The following is a 21,896-nucleotide window of genomic DNA, read 5'->3' on the forward strand; positions in this document are numbered from 1 at the left end:
CATCAGCCGAGGCTGAACGGCTGGCCCCACAGGCGCAGCTCCGAGCGACCGAACTGGGTGGTCACCTCGACGGAAACGAAGGCGCGCGCCTGGGCGTAACCCGCGCAGCCCGAGAGGCCGAGGGTCGAGTCGGCCCAGGTGACCGAACCTTCCTGGCCGAAGAACTTGATGGCGGGCACGTAGCTCTCCTCGCCGTAGGCATCGGGGCCCTCGACCTGGAGCAGCCAGAAGGTCGACGCCTGGCCGGGGCCGAGGGTCAGGTTGCCACCGGAGGTCACGCCACCGCTGCCGTTGCCCGAGTTGTTCACCGCGCCGTTGGCACCACCGGTGGCGTTGCCGCCGGAGATGTCGACCTGGCAACCGACGACGTATCCGGGGGAGATCTTGACACCCTTGTGCTCGGCGTGGACCTGCACCTCGGCCCGGCCGGAGGCCCAGACATTGCGATGCAAGGGAGTCGCACCCATGGAGGGGCTGATGTTCACCGATTCGCCGACCAGGCGGATGGTCACCGCGGTGCCGTCGGGCAGGGTCTGGGTGAGCTCACCGCCCGGCAGCGGGATGAAGGTGTCGGCGTTGGCGGCGCCGGTGGAGAACAGGCCGAGCGCGACAGTCGCGGCCGCGGCGGCGCCGGCCAGACGGGCACCGGCTTTCGTGAAGATGCTCATGGAGTTGTTCCTATTCGTCGAGAAGGGCGACAGGTCAGCCGATGCTGAACGGGGCACCGTAGAGGGAGGTCTTGGAGTAGTTGTCGCCGATGATCTCCACGACGGTGTAGGCGCGGGCCTGCGCGTAACCGGCGCAGCCCTGGATCTGCAGCTCCACGTCCTTGTAACTGATGTGGTAGTTGCCCTTCTCGACGATGTCGAAGCCCTCGATGCCGATGAACTTCACCTCACCGGGGCCGAGCTTGACGCCGATGGAGGCACCCGCGTTCACGCCGCTGGTGTTGATGCCGCCCGAGACACCCGCCGAGATCGCGTCGTCGGCGATGCTCACCTGGCAGCCGACGATGTAGCCGGTGCTCACGCGCGAAGAACCGTGCGTGGAGGAGTTGTTGGTGCCGGGCGCGCCGTTGCCGCCGACGAACGGGCGGGGCTCACCCTTCGGGGTCTCGGCCACCTCGGCCAGCACGGTTCCGCTCACCCACGCCACGCGGCCTGCGCCGTTGGCCGCCATGGACGGCGAGATCAGGGCGCTTTCCGCCACCCGCTTGATCAACACACCGGGGCCGGCCTTCTCGCCGTCGGGCAGCGGAACGAAGGTGTCCGCACTCGCCGTTCCGCCGACAACGGCCAGCGCGGCCGTGGCCAGCGCAGTGGCCGCAAGCATTTTTCGCATCGTGGATGTCCTCATCAACTGTTGTGACCGATTCGCACCGATCTTGAACAGCTCGGACTGTAGACAGGTTAGGCTCACCTATCAAGACCTTGCCCTAGCTAACTTTGAATAAGCCTAGGCTCACCTAAACATGAGCTACCCTCCTCGTGACACGGTTCCATATGAGAGAGATCCCTGATGAGAAGTCCGCGCTGGTTCGGCTGGTTGCTGACGGTGGCGCTGCTGACCGCGGCCTGTCTGCTGAGCCTGCTGGTCGGCACGAAATCGATTCCGGTCGGCGAAGTCTGGCAGGCGCTGACCAGTGCCGCGACCACGCCCGACCACGTCACCGTCACCGAATACCGGCTGCCGCGAACGGTTCTGGGGCTGCTCGCCGGGCTGGCGCTCGGCGTCGCGGGATGTCTGATGCAGGGACTCACCCGTAACCCGCTCGCCGACCCGGGACTGCTCGGGGTGAATGCCGGTGCCGCGTTCGCGATCACGGTCGCGGTCGGGTTGCTCGGTGTGGAAGAGATCACGTCCTACGTCTGGTTCGGCTTCGCCGGAGCCGCGCTGGTGTCGGTGGTCGTGTACCGACTCGGCACCGCGGGCCACACCGGTACCGACCCGATCCGGCTCACCCTGGCCGGAGTGGCCGCCACCGCCGTCCTCGGCGGGCTCACGCGCGGCCTGATCCTGCTCGACCCCAAGGCTTTCGACGAGATGCGGCGCTGGGACGCCGGTTCGCTCACCGGGCGTGGATTCGACATCATCGCGGGCGCCGCGCCGTTCATCGTGGTCGGACTGCTGATCGCCGCCGTCTGCGCGCGGTCGCTCAATGCCGTTGCGCTCGGTGATGATCTGGCGCGGTCGCTCGGCGTGCACGTCAACCGCACACGGCTGCTCACCGCGCTGGCTTTGGTGCTGTTGTGCGGTACCGCGACGGCGGCGGTCGGTCCGATCGCCTTCGTCGGTCTCGCGGTTCCGCACATCGCCCGCTGGCTGGTCGGTCCCGATCAGCGCTGGATCTTCGCGTACTCACTGGTGCTGGCACCGCTGCTCGTTCTCACCGCGGATGTTCTGGGCCGCATCATCATTCGCCCCGACGAAGTCCCTGCCGGGCTGGTCACGGCATTCCTCGGTGCTCCGATGCTGATCTGGCTGGCACGCCGCTCACGAGTGGGAGCTGCGGCATGAGCACGAGGATCGACTTCGGACGAGCAATGCTCGTGGTGCGTCCGGGGCGCACGGGTATCACGGCGCGGATCGGGGTGCGCACGGTTGTGGTGTGCGCGACCCTCCTGGTGATCGCCATCGCGACCGCTGTCTTCGCTTTGGGCAGCGGCGATTTCGAAATCCCTGCACCGCGTGTGCTGCGCGCCCTGTTCATCGGTGACGAACGCTTCGATCGGCTGGTGGTTTTCGATTGGCGGCTGCCGCGCATCCTGCTGGCGCTCGCCCTCGGCGCGGCGCTCGGTGTGAGTGGCGCGATCCTGCAGTCGGTCACCCGCAATCCTCTGGGCAGCCCCGACATCATCGGGTTCAGCACCGGTGCCTACACCGGCGCGCTCCTGGTGATCCTGACCCTCGGCGGCGGGAGTTTCCAGACGGCGGCGGGCGCGATGGTCGGTGGCCTCGGTGCGGCGCTGGTCATCCACCTGCTCGCCTTCCGGCACAATGTGACCGGGTTCCGCCTGATCATCGTCGGTATCGGTGTGAGTGCGATGCTCGCCTCGGTCAACACCTGGTTGATCATGCGGGCCGATCTCGACGCGGCGATGTCGGCGGCGGCCTGGGGTGCGGGTTCGCTCAACGGGTTGTCGTGGCCGCAGGTCGCGCCGACCATGATCGTGCTCGCCGTGCTGGCGGTGGCCCTGATCCCGGCCGCGCCGCGTCTGCAGATCCTCGAACTCGGCGACGACACCGCCCGCGCCCTCGGACTCGACGCGGGCAAGGCCACCGGCTGGCTGATCGCGCTCAGCGTCGGATTCACCTCCCTGGCAACGGCTGTGGCCGGACCGATCGCCTTCGTCGCGTTGGCGGCGCCGCACCTGGCGCGCAAACTCACCCGCACCCCGTCGATCGCCCTGGTCCCGGCGGCGGTGATGGGCGCGACCCTCCTGGTCACCTGCGACTGGATCGCCCAGCACGCCTTCGCCCCGACCACCATCCCGGTCGGCATCGTCACCGGCTCGATCGGCGGCCTGTACCTGGCGTATCTGCTCGTCGCCGAAGCGCGACGGAAATAGGAAGCGACATGAACGACACTCACGCCGCGCGATTGCGCGCCGACCAGGTCCGCCTCGGGTACAAGGGCCGAACGATCAGTGACCAACTGTCCGTGGATATCCCGGACGGCAAGTTCACCGTGATCATCGGCCCGAACGCCTGCGGCAAGTCCACCCTGCTGCGCGCACTTGCCCGTCTGCTCGCTCCCGAATCGGGGAAGGTACTGCTCGACGGCAAGCCGGTGACCGACTATCCGGCCAAGGAACTGGCTCGCCAGATCGGCCTGCTCCCCCAGACCTCGACCGCACCCGACGGCATCCGGGTGGCCGACCTCGTCGCACGCGGCCGCTACCCGCACCAGACGCTGCTGCGGCAGTGGTCGAAGGCCGACGAGGAGGCGGTGGCGGCGGCGATGGCGGCCACCGGTGTCACCGAGCTGTCGGCCCGCCCGGTCGACGAACTGTCGGGCGGGCAACGGCAACGGGTCTGGATCTCGATGGTGCTCGCCCAGCAGACGCCCATCATCCTGCTCGACGAGCCGACCACCTTTCTCGACATCGCCTACCAGATCCAGCTGCTCGACCTGTGCCGCGCCCTCAACCGCGAATCGGAACGCACGGTCGTCGCCGTACTGCACGACCTCAATCACGCCTTCCGCTACGCCGACCACCTGATCGCCATGCGCGACGGGCGGATCGTCGCCACCGGCACCCCCGCCGACATCGTCACCGCGGACCTGGTCCACGAGGTGTTCTCGCTGCGCTGCCGCATCGTCGACGACCCGGAAACCGGGACGCCACTGGTGATTCCGCTGGCCGAGAACGCCGCACCGGTGCACTGAAGAAATGAGGAAAACCCCGTCCATGTTCACCAACCGTTCCTCGGGCCGGCTCCGCGCCGCCCTCGTCGTCCCGGTTCTCGCGCTGGTCGCGGTGCTCGCCGGGTGCGGTGACTCGTCGTCGAACTCCGCCGATTCCGGCCCGCGCGAGGTGCCGTCCGCGAAGGGCCCCGTCAAGGTGCCCGCCGATCCGCAGCGCATCGTCGTGCTCAACGGCAACCTGGCCGGCTACCTCTACGACCTCGAGGCGCCCGTCGTCGCGGCCGACCCGCGTCTGCTCGGCGTGCCGACCAAGCCGGGCGAGTTCCCCACCGGCTGGGCCGAGGACGCGAAAGCCCAGGGAACACAAGCTGTTCCGTCCGGTGACAACATCAACCTCGAGTTCATCGCCGCCCAGCGTCCCGATCTGATCATCGGCGGTGGCCAGGGCTACCCCGGCCAGCAGTCGGTGAACGCCTACGACCAGCTCAGCGCCATCGCCCCGACCGTGCTGATGCCGACCGAGACGACCAACTGGCAGGACCAGCTGCGGTTCATCGCCGAGACCGTGGCCAAGCCTGCCAATGTCGACACCTTGATCGCGAACTACCAGGCCAAGCTGTCCGAGGCCAAGAGCAAGATCAAGCCGCCCGTCGGCGCCACGACGGTGTTCCAGTCGATCAAGAGCCAGAAGCCGACCGTCTTCGTGCCGACCGCCGCGCTGCCCGCGCTGCTGGCCGAGGTCGGTTTCACGCTGGACACGCAGGTGGAGGCCAAGGCCGGTAACCCCGCCAAGGAGCAGAGCGCCGACTTCATCAGCTTCAGCCCGGAGCTGCTCAACACGGTGATCGATGCGCCGGTGCTGTTCACCATTCCGCTCAGCGGTGGCCGTTCACTCGAGGAGCTGCGCGCTGATCCGCTCTACGCTTCGCTGCCGTCGTTCCAGGCGGGCAAGGTCTTCGAACTGCCCGCCACCAGCTCGCGTCCGGACTACCGCACCGTCATGGCGACACTCGATCTGCTCGTGGAACGTTTCCGGTGACGTCGGGACTGCTCATCGATCTCAGCCCGCTGCGGGCGTCGCGCCCCTTCCGGTGCGCGTTCGCGGCGCGGCTGGTGTCGGTGCTCGGCATCGGGTTGCTGATGGTCGCCCTGCCGTTGCAGATCTATCAGCTGACCGGCTCGAGTGTGCAGGTGGCCGGTGTCGCCACCACCACCGCGGTCGCGCTGTTCGCGGGCAGTCTCGCGGGCGGGGTGGTGGCCGACCGGTACGACCGGCGGACGGTGATCCAGTGGTCGCGCAGCGCGGCCGGTGTCGGCTTCCTGATCCTCGGGGTGAATGCCGTTCTGCCCGAGCCGTTCCTGTCCGCCATCTATCTCGCGGCCGTCGTCGACGGTCTGGCGGGCGGCGTGAGCGGTTCGGCGTTGATGGCCATGGTCCCGGTGCTGGTCGGACGTGAAAAGGTCGCAGCCGCAGGCGCTCTCGTCTCGCTGACCACCGACCTCGGCACCATGATCACCCCCGCGTTCGCCGGTCTGCTCGTCGCGAAAACCGGTGTGGCCACGGCCTATTTCCTCTGCGCCCTCGCGACCACCGCGACCGTCGGGCTGATCACCGCGATCGGCCCGTCGCCGCCACCGCAACGCGACTTGGATAACCCGGTGCGTGAGCTGGTGGCCGGTATCGCGTTCGCGGTCCGGCACGAGTCCATCCGGCTCATTCTGCTCACCGGGCTGATCGGGATGCTCGTCAGCGGCCCACTGGTGCTGCTGCCCGCCTTCGCCGATGTCGAACTCGACGCGGGACCGGGCACGCTCGGCCTGCTCTACGCGGCGCCCGGTGCGGGCGCGGTGCTCGGCACGTTGACCAGCGGCTGGATGGGGCGCGCGCACACCGGTCGGGCGCTGCTGATCTCGCTCGGGCTGATGCCGGTCGGCGTGATCGCGGCCGGACTATGGTCGCACGCCGCGCTGGTGTTCCTCGGTCTTGCCGGCTTCGGCCTGGCCAGAGCCGTGAACATGGTGCTGCGCTACACGATGCTGCAGCAGGCCGCGCCCGACCACATGCGCGGACGGATGTCGGGCCTGCTGATGGTGCAGTCCGTCGCAGGCACCGCCGTCGGCTCCATGGTGGCCGGTTTCGTCGGCCAGACCTTCGAACCAGGACGCGCGCTCGTGCTCTACGGCGTCGCCGTCCTGGTACTCACCGGCCTGATGGCGCTCGTCGCCGGGCCACTGCACAGAAAGGACAACGGTGAAGGATCGCAGTGACTACGCGGCGAACATCGCCGAGGTGCTCGCCGGGGACCACTACGCCAAGGTGCCGTACCCGATCGGCCTGCAGGAAGTGGAGGTGGTACGGGTCGTGCCCGTCGGCGCGGCGCTGCTGCGGATCACCTTCGGCGGTCCGGACATCGCGAAGTTCCACAGCTATGTGCCGGACGAGCATGTGCGCCTGATCTTCCCGGGTGAGGACGGTGTGCTCCGGTTGCCCAAGCTCGACGGCACGATGCTCGAGTGGGGCAATCCGCGGCCGATCTCGCGGGAGTACACGGTGCGCCGCCACAGCGTCGAGGACGGTGAACTCGACATCGATTTCGTCATCCACCCCGGCGGTCTCGCCTCGGACTGGGCCGCCTCGGTGACCCCGGGCACCAAGGTCCACATCGCCGGTCCCCCCGGTGGGGTCGTCATCCCGGAGACCTACGACGACTACCTGCTCGCCGGTGACATCACCGCACTGCCCGCCATCGCCCGCTGGCTCGAGCGCATGCCGCGCGACACCACCGGCTGGGCCTTCATCGAGGTCACCGGACCCGCCGAGGAGATTCCCCTCGACCCGCCTGCGGGCGTGACCGTGCGCTGGCTGCACCGGGGTGACGCGGCACCCGGCACGAGCGACATCCTCGAGCAGGCTGTCCACGAAGTGAAAGTGGCTGCCGGACACCGCGTTTTCGCCTGGGTGGCCGGGGAGGCCGGGTGCCTACGTGGTGTCCGCAAGATCATCCGCGACGACCTCGGCATCGGCCCCAAGGACTCGCTCATCGCCGGCTACTGGAAGCGCGGCGTCGCCGACTTCGATCGAGAGGAATGACCATGACCGACGAACAGGTGATCGCCGATGTGGCCACCGTGCTGGGAGTCGAGGCGACCGAACTGAGCGCCGAGACCGATCTGCTCGACGCCGGACTCGATTCGGTGCGCATCATGTCGCTGGTGGAGAAATGGCGGTCGGCTGGTCATGCGGATATCGACTTTCCCACGCTCGCAGGCGAACCCGTCCTCGGGTCGTGGATCGAACTGCTGGCGTGAGCACCGGGGCGGCGCAACCCTTGCGCCGCCCCGGCTCCCTTGGCGCCGCCGCCGCTGGCTGCCCTGCGCCGCCTCCGGGGAATCAACTCACTCTCGGCGCGCCTGGTCGGCGTCCGAGGCGGTTCAGCTGCCGCGTATTACGCCCAGCGGGAGTTCGCGCGCGCTCCACCCGCCGGCGGCGGCCGTCCGGCACCGGGCGAGATCAGTTCCCGTGGACACCCTCGGTGAGCAGTTGCCGCAGCTCCTTGCGGCTGGTCTTGCCGACGCCGGTCTCGGGGAACTCTTCGATCACGACCACCGCGTCGGGCATCTTCCATGCCGCGACGCCGCGCTCCCGCACAAACTTGCGCACGGCGGTCAGCGTCGGCCGCTGCTCCGGATCGGCGGGCTGCACGAAGGCGCAGATACGTTGTCCCAGCACCGGATCGGGCGTGCCAACGATCACGGCGTCGCGGATGCCGGGGTGCTCGAGCAGATGCGCTTCGAGCTCCTCGGCGGAGACCTTCTCGCCGCCGCGGTTCACCCAGTCGCCCGCGCGACCGGCGACCACGAGGTTGCCGTCGGGGCGGATCGACACGATGTCGCCCGTGCGGTACCAGCCGTCGGCGGTGAAGCTGCGGGCATCGGCCTCGGGATTGTCGTAGTAGCCGCGAATCGTGTACGGCCCCTGGGTGATCAGGTTTCCCTGCTCGCCCGGGACCACCTCGACGCCGTTGTCGTCGACGACCGCGATCTGGTCGAACTCCGACATCGGCCTGCCCTGGGTGCTCACCACCACGTCGATCGGGTCGTCGAGCCGGGTGTAGCAGACCAGGCCCTCGGCCATCCCGAACACCTGCTGCAGAGTGACGCCGAGTGCAGGACCGATCCGGCGAGCCAGCTCGTCCTGGCAGCGGGCGCCACCCACCTGAAGTATCCGCAGGCTCGAAAGATCGGGTGTGTCACCGGCTTCGGCGCGCTCGGTCCACAGTCGGGCCAGGGGCGGGACCAGGCCGGTGATGGTGACGCCGAACCGCTCGATCAGCGGGAAGGCCGTCGCCGGTGTGGGATCGGGCGTCATGGCCACCGCGCCGCCCGCCCACAGCGCGCCGAGAATGCCCGGCGAGCTCATCGGGAAGTTGTGGGCAACGGGCAGCGTCGCGAGATAGACAGTGTCGCTGTCGAGTTCGCAGATCTCGGCGCTGCGGCGCACGCTGTAGAGGTAGTCGTCGTGGGTGCGGGCGATGAGCTTGGGGATACCGGTGCTGCCGCCCGAGAGCTGCAGAAACGCAACGTCACCGGCCGACGGACGCGGCAGTTCCACCGGCTCGTCCCGGAATTCGGCGATAGCGCGCGCACCCTCGGGCAGTTCCTGGCCCTCGTCGAGGACGAGCAGCACATGCCGCAGGCTCGGCACCTTCTCCCGCACCGTCGCCGCGAGCGCCGCGTAGTCGAAGCGCTGATGGGTTCCGCAGGTGATGACGGCCGTCGCGGCGGCGGCCTCGGCGATCGGCACCAGCTCGGCGGCACGGTGCGCGGGCAGGCAGAACACCGGCAGGGCGCCCAGCTCGAAGAGCGCGAAGATCACCTCGACGAATTCGGCCCGGTTGGGCAGCTGCACCAGCACCCGATCGCCCGGCGTGATGCCGAGGCGGGCCAGACCGGCGGCGAGCGAACGCGCGCGGTGACGGAGTTCGGCGTAAGACCAGCTGTGGGCGGTGTCGAGGACCGCGATCCGGTCCGGTGCGGCGGCGGCCCGCGCGGCGAGGACTTCGCCGAAAGTCTCTCCGGTCCAGAGATTCTGGGCGCGGTAGCGGTCGGCCAGGTCGGCGGGCCAGGGGGTGAAGCCGGCGAGGGCGGGTTCGGTCAAGTCGAGCACCTCTTTCGAGCAGGCGGTTCGGTGTTTCGGCCAAAAGTTATGAGGGAAGCTAACCAAATAACTGACAGTCAGGTTAGGCTAACCTCATGTTTAATGGTGATTCTCGCGGTCGGATCGTCGTCGTGACCGGCGCGGCCGGGGGCATCGGCGCCGCGATCGCCGCGCGGTTCGCTGCCGAGGACCGGGTTGTCTCGCTGTGGGACCTCGATCCCACGGTGCACGACACTGCCGCGGCCCTCGCCACCGCACGCACCGCGTCCGTGCACGGCGTCACCATCGACATCACCGATGCCGATGCGGTGCGCGCGGCGTTCGATCGCCTGACCTCCGAACACGGCCGCGTCGAGGTGTTGGCGCACGCCGCCGGGCTGATGGTAGGCGGAACAGCCCTCGAACTGGGCGTGGACGACTGGGCACGATGCCTGACAGTCAACGCCACCGGAACCATGCTGGTCACCCAGCGCGCGGCCGCCGACATGGCCGCCGTCGGACGTGGGTCCATCGTCGTGGTCTCCTCCAACGCGGCGGCCACACCGAGAGTCGGCATGGCCGCGTACGGCGCCGCCAAGGCCGCCGCGACCGCGTTCACCAGGTCGCTTGCCCTACAGGTCGCACCGCTCGGCGTGCGGGTCAATCTGGTCTCCCCCGGCTCCACCGACACAGCCATGTTGCGCGACATGTTCGGCGGCACACCGCTGGACGACGCCGCCGAGACCGCGCTGCTCGACGGTGATCCCGCCGCCTACCGGCTGGGGATCCCGTTGCGGCGCATCGCCACTCCCGCCGACATCGCGGGCGCAGTCCACTTTCTGGCGTCCGAAGACGCCCGCCACATCACCATGCACGACCTGCGGGTCGACGGTGGCGCGACGCTCGACATGTGACCGAGAGGATGATCCCCATCAGTACCGCCAGTTCAGACCCCGCTTTTGTGCTGTCCCGTCCGCAGCGGACCGTGTCCGCCAGCGCGGGCGGGACGGTTTTCCGCTCGGCACACGACGCGATCACCGCGCTGCGCAGTGGCCGGATCAGCCACATCGTCGGCGCACTCCCCTTCCGGCCCGGCGCACCGACAGCGTTGTGGGCACCGGAGTCGGTGACGATCACCGACGCACCCCACGAACCCCGGATGCTCGAGCGCGAGTCGATGACCGATTCGCGGTCCCTGCCGCGGTTCGCCTTCGACGCGGCGCTGCCCACACCGGACGAGCACCGCAGGCGCGTCGCCACCGCGGTCGAACTGCTGGCCGACCCCGCCCACCCCCTGCGAAAGGTCGTGCTGGCACGCGCTATTCGGGCTCGCTCGGCGACTCCCGTTCGCGCGCTGGACATCCTCGACCTGATGGTCGCCTCGGACCCGATGTCGAACGGTTTCCTGGTCGACCTGTCCGCGGCGGGTGGCCGATATCCCGGCCGCCATCTCATCGGCTCCAGTCCCGAGATCCTGGTGCGCCGCGACGGGAACCGCGTCGTGAGCTATCCGCTGGCCGGCTCGGCCCGCCGGGTACTCGACGACGCCGATGCAGACCGAGTAGCCGCCGAGACGCTGCTCGGCTCGACCAAGGACCTGGCCGAACACCGCTTCGTCACCGATCAGGTGTCGACCGTGCTGCGTGATCGCTGCGCCGAAGTGCACACTCCCGCACCGGAACTCATGTCCACCCCGGCGATGTGGCACATCGGGACGCCGATCACCGCCGCCGTCCCCTTGGCGGGCCCGTCGGCACTCGAGCTCGCCGTAGCGCTGCACCCCACTCCGGCGATCTGCGGCACACCCACCGCCGCGGCGGCCCGTCTCATCGCCGAACTCGAGGGCGAACGCGGTTTCTACGCGGGCGCGGTCGGGTGGTGCGATGCCGACGGAAACGGCGAATGGATGGTGAGCATCCGCTGCGCCGAGCTGTCCGAGCACGGCACCACGCTGCTCGCGCACGCGGGCGGCGGGATCGTCGCCGCCTCCGATCCGGCCGCCGAATTGGCCGAGACCACCGGCAAATTCCAGCGCATCCTCGCACCGCTCGGTATCGCTGACCTGCCCGTCACCGTTTGCTGAGCCGACTTCCGTTCGAACGAAAGACCGTCATGCCTATCCCCCCGATCGCGCCCTATCCGATGCCGGGCGTCGACGAGTTCACCGCCGACCAGGTCGATTGGACTGCCGAACCAGGGCGTTGCGCCCTGCTGATCCACGATATGCAGCAGTACTTCCTCGACGCCTACGACCTGCACCGCGATCCCGCCCGCACCCTGATCGCCAATATCGCCCTGTTGCGCGACCGCTGCCACGAGCTCGACATCCCGGTGATCTACACGATGCAGCCCGGCAATCAGCACCCGTCGCGACGCGGCATTCTGGCCGACTTCTGGGGCAGCGGGATGGCCGAGGGCGCCGACACACAGGTGATCAATGCCCTCGCGCCCGAACCACAGGACATCCAGGTGACCAAGTGGCGCTATTCCGCGTTCCAACGCACCGACCTGCGTGAACTGCTCGGTTACTACCGGCGCGATCAGCTCCTGGTGACCGGCGTCTACACACACATGGGCTGCATGCTCAGTGCCGCCGAGGCATTCATGGGTGATGTGCGGCCCTTCCTCGTGCACGACGCGACGGCGGATTTCAGCCGCGACGAGCACGTGATGGCACTGAACTACGTCGCGCGGCGGTGTGGGGCGGTGGTCGGGACCTCGGAGCTGTTGCGTCAGCTCGATCCCGCGCAGGTCGAAGCAGACGCCTGACCCGTCGGCGGACGCTCCGCCATTCGAACCAAGACAGACCTGACACGCCCTCGCGCGGCTGCCGGACTCTTCCCGAGTCCGGCAGCCGCGTGGGTGGGTGGAGAACTTTGACGAAGGAGTTGCTGTGGGCTCGGTGGAACGGGACGACGTAAGCGCCGAACATCCCGGATTACCGCTCACCGGAGCGCAATTGGGCATCTGGAACGCACAGCGGCTCGACCCCGAGTCGCTCAGTTACCTGGTCGGCGAGGTACTCGAGATCTCGGGTACAGAGGCGATAGATGTGCCGTTGCTGGACAACGCGATTCGCCGCACCATTGCCGAAACCGACACGATGCGGCTGCGTTTCAGCGAGACGCCCGACGGCCCGCGCCAGCGAATCACCGGCCTGGAACCGGAGCTGCGCCCACTCGTCGATCTGCGCGCCGAAGCCGACCCGGTCGCCGCGGCGCACCGGCTCGTCGCCGCCGAACGCGAACGCGCCGCGACCTATTGCCGCGACATGGTCGACCGGCAGCTCTACACGTACACGCTGCTGCGCCTCACCGACAACGACGTGTGGTGCATCCAGCTCTATCACCACCTGATCATCGACGGCTACAGCGCGGCCATGGTGTCGCGCCGGGTCGCGGCCCACTACACCGCGCTGCGTCGCGGTACCGAGGCGCCGCGCCTGCGCTGGGGGTTGGTGGAGACACTCGTTGCCGAAGACCTGGAATACCGTGGGAGCCAGGCACATCGGCAAGACCGCGAGTACTGGCGCGACCGGCTCACGCCGCTGCCGCCGCTGGACGGGCGCGGGCGGGCACCCGAGGGCGTGGTCGAGCAGACCCACGAGGTGCGCGCGGTCCTCGATGCCGACCTGATGGGTCGCGTCAAGACAGCGGCCACCGAAGCCGGTATCACGTGGGCCGATGTGCTCGTCGCCGGTTACGCGGGGTTCGTGCACCGGTTGCTCGGTGAGACCGATGTGGTCATCGCGCTGCCGGTGATGGCGCGCGTCGGCAAGACCGCCCTCACCACTCCGTCGATGGCGGTCAACGTCCTGCCGCTGCGGGTTTCGGTGTCCGGTCAGGACCGCCTGGGTGAGCTGGGCAAGCGGGTGGCCGACGCACTGCGAGAGATGCGCGCCCACCAGCGTTTTCGCGGTGAGGACCTGGCCCGCGAATTCGGTGGCGCACAGACCGGTGCCCTGCTGCACGGCATCGGTGTCAACCTCAAGGCCTTCGACTTCGCCCTCGATTTCGACGGTGCCACCGGCACCCTGCGCAATGTGGCCGGTGGACCGCCCGAAGACCTCGGCCTGACCGTCACCCCGCTGTCGGAGGACCGCGTGCAGCTCGGCTTCGAGGTCGACGCGCGGTCACTGGACGCGGCCACTGTGCGGCGGCGGATGGACGCGCTGGTCACGCTGATCACTCAGCTGGTCGATGCCGACGAGCCGATCGGCGCGATCACCCTGTACCCGGCCGAGACCGCGGCCCACATCGCCGTCGAGCGCGCCGGTGCGGCCCTGCCCGGTCTTCCCGACGACATCGTCGAGGTCTTCGACCGCATGGTCGCCGCCCAGCCTGACGACATCGTCCTCGTCGACGGCACCCACCGGCTCACCGCGGCGGAACTCGGCGCCCGCGTGCACCAGCTCGCGCGCTACCTGCGCGGCCGAGGCGTCGGCCCCGAGGACATCGTCGGTATCGCCCTCCCCCGCTCGGTCGACCTGGTGATCGCCCTGCTGGCAGTCCAACACGCGGGCGCGGCCTTCCTGATGCTCGACATCACCCACCCCGCCCAGCGCCTGGCAGACATCATCGAAGACGCCGATCCTGTCCTGATTGTGACGGACGACGTTGTCGCGCGAGCAGTCTTCGCGGATCAGCTCGCGACTGACGGGATCACGGACCGGACCTCCGACGCTGAAGCGACATCGGCCTCGCTGCGCACCGCCGACGAGCGGGCGACCGACTCGCCTGCTGCGCCCCTCCGAGACGACGGCGACGCTGACGCGGTGCTTGCAGCGCAGGGGCAAGCACCGTCCTCCCCTCCGGCCGCGACTAACGCCATGACGCAAGGCGGCACACCATCCACAGCGCCCAGCAACACAGACGCCGCACCGAAGCAGCCCGGCGTACCGTCTTCGACTCCCAGCAGGACTAGGGCCGCAGCGCAGGCGGACGCCCTGTCCATGACTGGCGACGTGGTGAACCGCCATGTGGCAACGGGAATACTCCTGTTGTCGGACAACGAGGTTCGAGCAGCCATCACCAGCCTGCCGAGCGGGCCGCTGTCGATGGCTGAACTCGCCGCGCCTCGTTCAGCCGGACATCTCGCCTATGTCGTGTACACCTCCGGCTCCACCGGCAGGCCGAAGGGTGTGCAGATTTCGTGCGGCGCGATGGCTCAGCTGTTGCACCATCACCGGTGCACTGTCTACGCAGACACCGCCGCGCGAGTGGGCGGGCGGCAGCTGCATGTGGCCCACACCTATTCCTTCGCTTTCGACGCGGCGCTGGATCAGCTCTTGTGGCTGTGGTGCGGGCACCGGATCCATCTGTACGACACCGATATTCAGAAGGACGCGTCCGCGCAGGTAGCGGCGTTGCGGACGGACCGCATCGATGTCGTCGACACCACTCCCTCGATGGCGACCGCGCTGATCGACAACGGGTTGCTCGGCAACGCGCACCGCCCCGAGCTGCTGCTGCTCGGTGGTGAGGCGACACCGCCCGCGTTGTGGTCGGCCATCGTTGCGTCGAAGGTGTTCGCCCGCAACATGTACGGGCCGACAGAGGCCACCGTCGACGCGCTGAGTGCGCCGGTGACCGGCACCGTGCCGCACGTCGGCGGACCGCTCGCGGGCACCCGTGCCTATCTGCTCGACGGCGCGTTGCAGCCGGTGCCCGACGGTGAGATCGGCGAGTTGTACTTGGCGGGGCCGCAATTGGCGCGCGGTTACCTCGGGCGCATGGTGGTGACGGCGGAGCGGTTCGTCGCCGATCCGTTCGCGTCCGGGGAACGCATGTACCGCACCGGCGATCGGGCACGCTGGCTCCCCGGCCACGGCTACGACTACCTCGGGCGCGCCGATTCCCAGATCAAGGTGCGCGGCTACCGCGTGGAGCTGGGCGAGGTCGAAGCCTCGCTCGGCGCGCTGCCCGGCGTAGCCGCAGCGGCCGCCACCATCCGCAAGTCCGGCGACAGCACTCGACTGATCGGCTACCTGGTCCCCGAGACCGGCCGCACCCTCGACGCCGACCGGCTCCGTCAGCTGCTGACCACCCTGGTCCCCGACCACCTCGTCCCCTCGGCCCTGGTGATCCTCGACGCCCTACCGACCACCGTCAACGGCAAACTCGACCGTGCCGCCCTCCCCGCACCCCAGCTGACCTCGACCGGCCGACCGCCCCGCACCGAACAGGAGCGGGCACTGTGCGGAATCGTCGCCGAGGTCCTCGGCCTGGCGCGGGTCAACGCGACTGACGATTTCTTCGGCCTCGGCGGCGACAGCATCACCGCGATCGGCGTGAGTAGCCGCCTCCGCGCCCTCGGCTGGGATATCCAGCCGAAAACGCTTCTTGCCCAACGCGACCTGGCCACCATCGCCGCCACCTCCCAGATGGCACAAGCCCGGACCGCCACCGTGACCCCGGATGAGCCGACCGGCCCCGTCCCGATCCCGCCCATGGTGGCGGCCCTACTCGAGGCGAACGCGGACTCCGGCACCATCGCCGGCTACGCCCAGTGGACGGCCCTCACCCTCCACGAAGACCTCACCGTCGACCACCTCACCACCGGCCTGCAAACCCTCCTCGACCGCCACGACGCCCTCCGCCTCGTCCTCGACGGATCCGGCCCCGACGCCCGGCTCGAGGTCGCCGCAGTGGGCACGGTGCGCGCGTCCGATCTGGTCCGCGAGATCGTTCCCGGCGAGAACCAGCTGCTCAGCGATGTTCACGCCACGGCGCATGATCCTGACGCACCTTCCCTCACCCGCGGCGCGGAGCTCATCCCGACAAGCATGGGGACGACGGATACGCACGCGCCTACAGAGGAATCCCGCGTAGAGACCGCGACGACGGTGTCCACGCCACGGGAAGCGCGGGTGTCCACGCCACCAGAGACGCAGGCGTCCACGCCACCGGAGACAGCGCTTGCTCCACAACGCACGACCGCTGTTGCGACAGACATGGCGACTGTGCCGACCACTCACCTCGACGGAACAGTCAGCGCGACAACGCAACCACGACATGCCGGTGCGCCGCAGTACGCCGAGTCGAGGCGCGCGGACGTCGGTGCCGTTACATCCCGTGGGGACTCGTTGCCGAGGCATGGTGGGATGGCTGCGCTGGTCGAGTCGGTGGCATTCGCGCTGGCAGGGAAATTGGCGCCTGCCGAGGGTGTCCAGATTCGTGCCGCGCTGGTACGTGGCGGGCCCGGCGTCGCCGATCGGTTGGTGCTGGTCGCCAATCACCTGGTGGTAGACGGTGTTTCGTGGCGAATCCTGGTGCCCGAGCTGTATGAGGGCTGCTCCGCCGCGCGGGAAGAACGCCCCGCGCGGCTGGCTGGAAAGGGAAGTTCGTGGCGGCGATACGCCACGCTGCTCGCCGAGTCCGGTGTTGCGGGTGAGTACCGCGCCGAGCTGACGCACTGGGAGCGCGCACTCGGCGCCGAGAGCGTCGCACCCCTCGGGGAAAGGACGCTCGATCCCGCTGTCGATCTTGTCGAGAGCGCCGAGCAGACAAGAACTTTCGCTACGCCGGCGATCACCGAAGCCTTCCTCACCACACTGCCGACCGCCTACCGAGCGAAGACCGACGACGTATTGCTCGCCGCACTCATGCTCGCACTCAACGCTTGGCGGCACGAGCGCGGCGAGGCGCTCGAGCGGGGCAGGCCGGTCACCGTCGAGGGTCACGGGCGTGAAGCATTGCGTCCCGACACCGACTTCGCGGGTACCGTCGGCTGGTTCACCAGTGAGTTCCCGGTGTGGACGCCTGCGACGGGCATCGATGACCCCGCCGGACTCACCGAGGCCTTGTCCGGGGGTGCGGCGGCCGGACACCTGCTGCGGGCGGTCAAAGAGGCCAAGCGCGCTGTTCCTGGGAATGGCGTGGGCTACGGCGTGTTGCGCAGGCTCGACCCCGAGACGGCACCGCGTTTCGCCGACCGACGCGCACCCGAGGTGTTGCTCAATTACCTCGGCCGCTTCGGTGGTGGTGGGACTTCGGGCTGGAGCCTGCCGGAGCACGACGCTTTCGCGGTCACGGAACCACCGGAAAAGGCACTCACCGAAGTGCTTTCGCTCAATGTCTTCGTCCATGAAGCCGCGCAGGCCGGTGCGCCGCGCCTGGCCGTGGAGTGGACAGCCGCGAGCCGGATCCTCGGCGCCGACCAGGTCACGCAAATCCAGCGGTACTTCGAACTCGCGCTGGAGGCGTTCGCCGCCCACGCAAGGCTGTACCCCGGTGGACTCACACCGTCGGACTGCCCCGGCGTGATCGTCGACCAGGACACCATCGACGCGCTGGAGGACACGCACGGCCCACTGGCCGAACTGCTCCCCCTCTCCCCCTTGCAGGAAGGGTTGCTGTTCCACGCGATTCGCGACGGCGCCGACGACGTCTACACCCTGAGCGCCCGCGTCGACCTGCACGGTCCACTCGACGGCCCACGGTTGTCGGCGGCTTTCGACACCGTTGTCGGCAGACACTCCACCATGGCCGCCGCCTTCCACTACGAGGACCTCGACCAGCCGGTGCAGGCGGTTCCGCGCTCGGTCGGCATGCCCTGGCGTGAGGTCGACCTCTCAGATCTTCCGCTGCGCGCCGCACAGGCCGCCGCCGACCGCCTCGAAGCCGAAGCAATCCGGCACCGGTTCGCGGTCGACCGGTCACCGATGTTGCGCGCCATGCTGATTCGCCTGCCCGGCGACACCCACCGCTTGGTCCTCAATACCCACCACCTGGTGATCGACGGCTGGTCGACCCCGATCGTGCTGCGCGAGGTACTGGCCACCTATCACGGTGACGAACTTCCCCCGGCCGCCCGGTACAGCGACTACCTGACCTGGCTCGACACCCGCGACCGCGAGGCCGTGCGCGCCGCCTGGGCGCAGCGATTGTCCGGGCTCGAAACAGCAACGTTGGTCGGCGATTCGACCACCGACGCGGCCCACTCATCTCGCGAGCGCGAATTCCGGCAATGGCAGGTCGCGCTACCCACCTCGCTCGCCACCGCGCTGGCCGGACTGGGTCGCCGACGCGGTCTGACGATGAACACCCTGGTGCAGGGCACTTGGGCGCTGGTCCTGGCCGCTCTGACCGGACGTAGCGACGTCGTGTTCGGCGCGACGGTCTCCGGCCGCCCGGCTGAACTCCCCGGCGTCGCAGGCATGGTCGGTCTGTTCGCCAACACCGTGCCCGTCCGCTGCACCTTGGACGCCCGTCCGCTCCTCGACCAGTGGGCCGACCTGCAGGAAAACCAGTTCGCCATGCAGGACTTCGACCATGCGAGCTTGGCGGAGATCGAACGGGTCGCCGGCCTCGGTACCCTCTTCGACACCCTTGTCGCCTTCGAGAACTTCCCCAACTCCGGCCCGGGACAACCGGACTCCCACGACCTACGTCTCGGCGAATTCCACAACCACGGCAACACCCACTACCCACTGACCCTGATCGCCCCGCCGGGCGACCACCTGACGCTGGTCATCTGGTACGACCGCAGCGTCATCCCCGATACCACCCTCGCCCACATCGCCGACCGGATCACCACCACGCTGACGGCGATCACCACCAACCCCGAAACCCCCGCGACCCAGTTCATCAAGCCCCTCACTCACCTGGCCGTGCCTGCGCGACCCATCGCACCGCCACCAGAAGCCTTTGCCGAGCCGATCGTCACAGCGCGGCCCACCGCACCAGCCGTCGACGGCACTCCAGCGGTAGCCGGTGTCGACACTGCCGCCCGATCTACTGCTCCGCTCAACAATGGGGCCTTGCTCAGTCGTCCGATCGTGGCAGCTCCGAGCGGTACCACCCTGGCCGAGTGGGGCATCGCTGTCGATCCGACAGCCCCGGCGGTGACCGCGGACGGCGTCACGATCGACTTCGGTGAATTCGACGCCAGGGTGAATCGACTTGCCCGGTGGCTCATCTCGAGAGGTGTCGGTCCCGAGACCGTGGTCGGCGTGGCCATGCCGCGCACCATCGATTCCGTCGTCACGGCGCATGCGGTCTGCCGTGCCGGTGGTGTCTACCTCCCGATAGACCCGGAACAGCCGGCAGAGCGCATCCAAAAGATTGTCGATACCGCTTCTCCTGCAATGGTTCTGAGCTCGCTCGACGACATTCGCGCGATGGTCGACGAGCGCTCGGACGACTCCACGCAGAAAGAACTCGCCGATACTCCGCTCACCGATGCGGACCGCCTCGCACCGCTGCGCCCGGCGAATACCGCCTGCCTCCTGTTCACCTCCGGCTCCACGGGTGTGCCCAAGGGGGTGAGCCTGTCGCACGCCGCGATCATCTCCACTTTCGAATGGCTGCAGCGTGAGGTCCGGTTCGGGCCGGGCGACACCATGCTCTACCGCACCCCGCCGATCTTCGACGCCTCGCTCATGGAGATGTTCCTGCCGCTGCACGTCGGCGCCCGGATCGTGCTGACCCGCCCCGGCGGCCACCGCGACCCGTACTACCAGGCACAACTCATGAGCGCGGAGCGGGTGACCGCGATGTGGATGACGACCTCCATGCTCACCGTGCTCGCCGAGGAGGCCGACCTCTCGGGATGCGTGGACCTTCGCTGCGTCCTCACCGGCGGTGAAGTGCTGCCACCGGCGACGGGACATCGGATGCGCGAACTCACCGGTACCGCTGTGTACAACTTCTACGGTCCCACCGAAGCCGCGATCGGCTTCACCTTCCACAAGACCGTCGACGCCGACACCGCGTCGGTCCCGATCGGCGCACCCGCCGACACCGTCCGCATCCTCGACGACCGGCTGCACCCCGTGCCCGAGGGCACCGTCGGTGAGCTCTACATGACCGGAGTGCGGCTGGCGCGCGGCTATCTGGCCCGCCCCGACCTGACCGCCGCGGCGTTCGTCGCCGACCCGTTCGGCAGCGGCGAAAGGATATACCGCACAGGTGATCTGGTGAAACTGAACACCGACGGTGAACTCGACTACATCGGCCGGACCGACAGCCAGGTGAAGTTGCGCGGCCAACGCATCGAACTGGGCGATATCGAATCGGCCCTGCTCACGTGCCCCGGCGTGGCTCACGCGGTGGTGCAGCTGCGCGAGGACACACCGGGCGATCAGCGGCTGGTCGCCTACCTCATGGCGAAGTCCGGAATCACGCTCGAGACAGACGTGATTCGCGACCGGCTCCGAAACAAGTTGCCCGCCTACATGATTCCCGCTGCCGTCGTCGTACTGGATCACATCCCTCGCACAGCGACGGAGAAGATCGATCGCCGGGCACTCCCAGCGCCGGAGTCACGTACCCCGGGCGGCAACACCCACGAACTCGACACCGAGGCAACGGCTACCAGGGCACCTCTCGACGCTGTCACCGGCGACAAGCCCCTCCGCCACTCGGCCCAGTTCGTCGACAGAACGCACGACGAGAATGTCGACACCATTCGCGCCGCAATGGCAGCTGTTCTCTCGGTCCCCGACATCGACCCAGACGACGACTTCTTCGACAAGGGCGGCCACTCCCTGCTCGCCGTGCGACTGGTCGGCCGACTCACCCGCGCGGACCTACCCGTGGTCCTCGACGACGTTTTCACCGCTTCGACCCCCCGCAAGCTCGCAGCCCGCATCGGTGCGGCCGACCCAGCCACACCCCCGAAGGACGGCCTCGCCGGCCTGGGCCGCCGCCTCGACCCGGTCCTGGAACTGCGCGCCGAGGGCTCGGTTCCACCGCTGTTCTGCGTTCACCAAATCGGCGGCACCGCATGGAAATACGCTCCCCTGGCGAGGTTGCTGCGGGCCGAACGACCCATCATCGGCCTGCAGATGCCCCACCTCACCGAGCCGACCACGCGGACCCGCACCCTCGACGACCTGGCGCGGTACTACCTGGCCGCCGTCCGCCGCATCCAACCGCACGGCCCGTACCACTTCCTCGGCTATTCGCTGGGCGGCAATCTCGCCCACGCCATGGCCGCCATCCTCGAAGCCGAGGGTGAGCAGGTCGCCTATGTGGGCCTGCTCGACTCGCACCCGCTGTCGAACCTGACCGAGCGGGCCGCCGCGACCCTGGCGGATCCCTCCGGAATGGCCGCACTCGTCCCCGAAATCGACGAGTACCCAGCCGAATTGGCAGCCGTGGTAACCCACGCCGCGACCGAACTGCTGCGCATGGTCACCGAGTCGGAATCCCCCTCCTACAGCGGCCCGATGGCCCTGTACTGCGCGGACAACGGCCTCGAACCCGAGCGCGTGCACGCCCAGCTCACCGGCTGGCAGGCCGCGGGCGCCCAGCTGGTGGTCCGGCGACTGCCCTACACCCACAACGAGATCGCGATGCCGACCGGCTGGATCGAGGTCGCCGCGCTCATCGACGCGGATCCCGCCATCCGCACCTGAACTTCCACCTGGATAGAAAGAAGGAACAA

General features: G+C 68.6%; 14 protein-coding genes. 11 read left to right on the top strand and 3 right to left on the bottom strand.

The annotated features are described in order from the left end of the window. Window positions 1–2: 2 nt before the first annotated feature. Entirely contained in the window at window positions 3–668 is a 666-nt protein-coding gene (locus ACWEVR_RS25250; RefSeq protein ID WP_452468982.1) for an MspA family porin, read from the bottom strand. Between the two features lie 34 nt (window positions 669–702). Continuing rightward, entirely contained in the window at window positions 703–1,332 is a 630-nt protein-coding gene (locus tag ACWEVR_RS25255; protein WP_225282088.1) for an MspA family porin, read from the bottom strand. Window positions 1,333–1,518: 186 nt separating this feature from the next. Here ACWEVR_RS25255 and ACWEVR_RS25260 point away from each other — a divergent pair, with 186 nt between their 5' ends. From ACWEVR_RS25260 to ACWEVR_RS25290, 7 genes are read left to right on the top strand one after another with little or no spacing between them, the layout of a single operon-like run. After that, window positions 1,519–2,517, top strand: a complete 999-nt coding sequence (locus ACWEVR_RS25260; RefSeq protein WP_067490580.1) for an iron chelate uptake ABC transporter family permease subunit — start codon at window positions 1,519–1,521, stop codon at window positions 2,515–2,517. Continuing rightward, window positions 2,514–3,569, top strand: coding sequence for a FecCD family ABC transporter permease (locus ACWEVR_RS25265; RefSeq protein ID WP_452468983.1), 1,056 nt, complete (start codon window positions 2,514–2,516; stop codon window positions 3,567–3,569). Before ACWEVR_RS25260 ends, ACWEVR_RS25265 begins: the two co-directional genes overlap by 4 nt. Before the next feature lie 8 nt (window positions 3,570–3,577). After that, on the top strand, window positions 3,578–4,390 hold the full coding sequence (locus tag ACWEVR_RS25270) for an ABC transporter ATP-binding protein (RefSeq protein ID WP_357146871.1): 813 nt from the start codon (window positions 3,578–3,580) through the stop codon (window positions 4,388–4,390). 22 nt (window positions 4,391–4,412) lie between these two features. Continuing rightward, a complete protein-coding gene (locus ACWEVR_RS25275; protein WP_452468984.1) occupies window positions 4,413–5,408 on the top strand; it encodes an ABC transporter substrate-binding protein in 996 nt (331 codons plus the stop codon). Beyond that, window positions 5,405–6,637 carry an enterobactin transporter EntS gene (gene entS / locus ACWEVR_RS25280; RefSeq protein WP_452468985.1) on the top strand — a complete coding sequence of 411 codons (1,233 nt, stop codon included), beginning with the start codon at window positions 5,405–5,407 and terminating at the stop codon, window positions 6,635–6,637. The genes ACWEVR_RS25275 and entS overlap by 4 nt, the downstream gene beginning before the upstream one ends. Next, a complete protein-coding gene (locus tag ACWEVR_RS25285; protein ID WP_452468986.1) occupies window positions 6,621–7,460 on the top strand; it encodes a siderophore-interacting protein in 840 nt (279 codons plus the stop codon). The genes entS and ACWEVR_RS25285 overlap by 17 nt, the downstream gene beginning before the upstream one ends. A gap of 2 nt (window positions 7,461–7,462) precedes the next feature. Continuing rightward, window positions 7,463–7,678 (top strand): phosphopantetheine-binding protein, encoded by a 216-nt coding sequence (locus tag ACWEVR_RS25290; RefSeq protein WP_067641464.1) that lies wholly within the window; start codon window positions 7,463–7,465, stop codon window positions 7,676–7,678. A gap of 202 nt (window positions 7,679–7,880) precedes the next feature. Here ACWEVR_RS25290 and ACWEVR_RS25295 read toward each other — a convergent pair whose 3' ends face one another. Then, window positions 7,881–9,536, bottom strand: a complete 1,656-nt coding sequence (locus ACWEVR_RS25295) for a (2,3-dihydroxybenzoyl)adenylate synthase (RefSeq protein WP_452468987.1) — start codon at window positions 9,534–9,536, stop codon at window positions 7,881–7,883. Between the two features lie 86 nt (window positions 9,537–9,622). Here ACWEVR_RS25295 and ACWEVR_RS25300 point away from each other — a divergent pair, with 86 nt between their 5' ends. From ACWEVR_RS25300 to ACWEVR_RS25315, 4 genes are all read left to right on the top strand, one after another. Next, window positions 9,623–10,420 (top strand): SDR family oxidoreductase, encoded by a 798-nt coding sequence (locus tag ACWEVR_RS25300; RefSeq protein ID WP_452468988.1) that lies wholly within the window; start codon window positions 9,623–9,625, stop codon window positions 10,418–10,420. Next, on the top strand, window positions 10,417–11,589 hold the full coding sequence (locus ACWEVR_RS25305; protein WP_452468989.1) for an isochorismate synthase: 1,173 nt from the start codon (window positions 10,417–10,419) through the stop codon (window positions 11,587–11,589). The genes ACWEVR_RS25300 and ACWEVR_RS25305 overlap by 4 nt, the downstream gene beginning before the upstream one ends. A 29-nt stretch (window positions 11,590–11,618) precedes the next feature. Beyond that, window positions 11,619–12,275: an isochorismatase family protein gene (locus ACWEVR_RS25310; RefSeq protein ID WP_067490608.1), complete on the top strand. Its 657-nt coding sequence runs from the start codon at window positions 11,619–11,621 to the stop codon at window positions 12,273–12,275. A 124-nt stretch (window positions 12,276–12,399) separates the two neighbouring features. Continuing rightward, entirely contained in the window at window positions 12,400–21,867 is a 9,468-nt protein-coding gene (locus ACWEVR_RS25315; RefSeq protein WP_452468990.1) for an amino acid adenylation domain-containing protein, read from the top strand. Window positions 21,868–21,896 lie beyond the last annotated feature (29 nt).

The organism is Nocardia sp. NPDC003979 (assembly GCF_053605015.1).

What these genes read in the sequence shown, in the direction of transcription:
- ACWEVR_RS25250 (WP_452468982.1), bottom strand. Translation starts at nt 668, where the DNA reads ATGAGCATCTTCACGAAAGCCGGTGCCCGTCTGGCCGGCGCCGCCGCG.
- ACWEVR_RS25255 (WP_225282088.1), bottom strand. Translation starts at nt 1,332, where the DNA reads ATGCTTGCGGCCACTGCGCTGGCCACGGCCGCGCTGGCCGTTGTCGGC.
- ACWEVR_RS25260 (WP_067490580.1), top strand. Translation starts at nt 1,519, where the DNA reads ATGAGAAGTCCGCGCTGGTTCGGCTGGTTGCTGACGGTGGCGCTGCTG.
- ACWEVR_RS25265 (WP_452468983.1), top strand. Translation starts at nt 2,514, where the DNA reads ATGAGCACGAGGATCGACTTCGGACGAGCAATGCTCGTGGTGCGTCCG.
- ACWEVR_RS25270 (WP_357146871.1), top strand. Translation starts at nt 3,578, where the DNA reads ATGAACGACACTCACGCCGCGCGATTGCGCGCCGACCAGGTCCGCCTC.
- ACWEVR_RS25275 (WP_452468984.1), top strand. Translation starts at nt 4,413, where the DNA reads ATGTTCACCAACCGTTCCTCGGGCCGGCTCCGCGCCGCCCTCGTCGTC.
- ACWEVR_RS25290 (WP_067641464.1), top strand. Translation starts at nt 7,463, where the DNA reads ATGACCGACGAACAGGTGATCGCCGATGTGGCCACCGTGCTGGGAGTC.
- ACWEVR_RS25300 (WP_452468988.1), top strand. Translation starts at nt 9,623, where the DNA reads ATGTTTAATGGTGATTCTCGCGGTCGGATCGTCGTCGTGACCGGCGCG.
- ACWEVR_RS25310 (WP_067490608.1), top strand. Translation starts at nt 11,619, where the DNA reads ATGCCTATCCCCCCGATCGCGCCCTATCCGATGCCGGGCGTCGACGAG.